This is a genomic window from Bradyrhizobium sp. P5_C11_2 (genome assembly GCF_054049755.1).
Window position 1 is genome coordinate 1 of sequence record NZ_JBFULT010000952.1, and the last position, 1590, is coordinate 1590.

2 protein-coding genes are annotated in these 1590 nt (G+C 65.9%); both read left to right on the forward strand.

Annotated features, from left to right (window positions below):
* A partial coding sequence (locus ACXJL8_RS40630) for a hypothetical protein (RefSeq protein WP_456686986.1) occupies positions 1–252 on the forward strand: 252 nt, incomplete at its 5' end.
* Positions 253–310: 58 nt separating this feature from the next.
* On the forward strand, positions 311–1543 hold the full coding sequence (locus ACXJL8_RS40635; RefSeq protein WP_456686987.1) for an acetyl-CoA C-acetyltransferase: 1233 nt from the start codon (positions 311–313) through the stop codon (positions 1541–1543).
* Positions 1544–1590: the final 47 nt, after the last annotated feature.

Below are 1590 nucleotides of genomic sequence, written 5' to 3' on the forward strand. Positions count from 1 at the left end.
CCCCTCTCCCCGCTTGCGGGGAGAGGCCGAATTTTACGCGCAGCGGAAAATTCGGGTGAGGGGGACTCTCCGCGCGTCCATCTGTTGCCGTATGCGCGGCACCACCGCGAAATTGCGCGACTGCCGCTGTTTTGCCTGACGCATCAATTGCTTCGCGAGCGCGACCGCGCCTCATCCGCCTTCCGCTTTTCTACTGTGCATGGGGTTGTTTTCGAGTTTTTTGCAAACAGGAGGCGCGCCAGCGCGCATTGACTCCATTCTCCCCCTGATTCAAAACGCCTCCAACCATTCAAAAAAGAGGACAACGCCAATGACCGATGCACTCATCATCGATGCCTGCCGGACGCCGCGGGGCGTCGGCAAGGCCGGCAAGGGAGCGTTGTCCGGGATTCATCCGCAGCAACTGGGCGCGACTGTGCTGCGCGCGCTCGCCGATCGCACCGGTATCAACACCGCCGACGTCGACGACATCGTCTGGGGCTGCAGCGCGCAGGTCGCAACCCAGAGCGGCGATCTCGGGCGGATGTCGGCGCTCGATGCCGGCTACGACGTGCGCGCGAGCGCCGTGACGCTCGACCGCTTCTGCGGCTCCGGCATCACCAGCGTCAACATGGCGRCCGCCTCGATCATGTCGGGCTCCGAGGACCTCGTCATCGCCGGCGGCTGCGAGATGATGTCGATGGAGGGACGTCGCGGCGGCGGTCCGATGATGATGGACGGCGGCAATCTGCGCCTGCGTGCGCGGCATCCGCAGTCGCATCAAGGCGTCTGCGCCGATGCGATCGCGACCATGGAAGGCATCACGCGGCACGATGTCGACGCGCTCGGTCTCGAAAGCCAGAAGCGCGCGGCGTACGCCATCGAGCACGGCCACTTCAAGAAGAGCCTCGTGCCCGTCCATCGCGAGGACGGCAGCCTGGCGCTCGACCACGAAGAGTATCCGCGGCCGCAGACCACGATGGAAGGGCTCAGCAGCCTGAAGCCCGCATTCCCCGCCATCGCCGACTATGCGCTCGACGACAAGGGCACGACCTATCGTGGCCTCATCCTCCAGCAATATCCCGACCTCAAGATCGACTTCGTGCACCACGCCGGCAATTCGTCGGGCGTCGTCGACGGCGCCGCCGCGATCCTGCTGGCCTCGCCGGCTTACGCCAAGGCGCATGGCCTGAAGCCGCGCGCCCGCGTGGTTGCGATGGCGAACATGGGGGACTCGCCGACCCTGATGCTGAACGCGCCGGTGCCGGCCACGCGCAAGGTGCTGGCGAAGGCGGGGCTCTCCATCGACGACATCGACCTGTTCGAGATCAACGAGGCCTTTGCGGTGGTTGCGGAAAAATACATCCGCGACCTCAAGCTCGATCGCGCCAAGGTCAACGTCAATGGCGGCTCGATCGCGCTCGGCCATCCCATCGGCGCCACCGGCTCGATCCTGATCGGCACCGTGCTCGACGAGCTCGAACGGCGCGGCCTCAAGCGCGGCCTCGTCACCATGTGCGCCGCCGGCGGCATGGCGCCTGCGGTCATCGTCGAGCGCGTCTAGCCTTTCTTCTTCACCTCTCCCCGCTTGCGGGGAGAGGTCGGATCGCC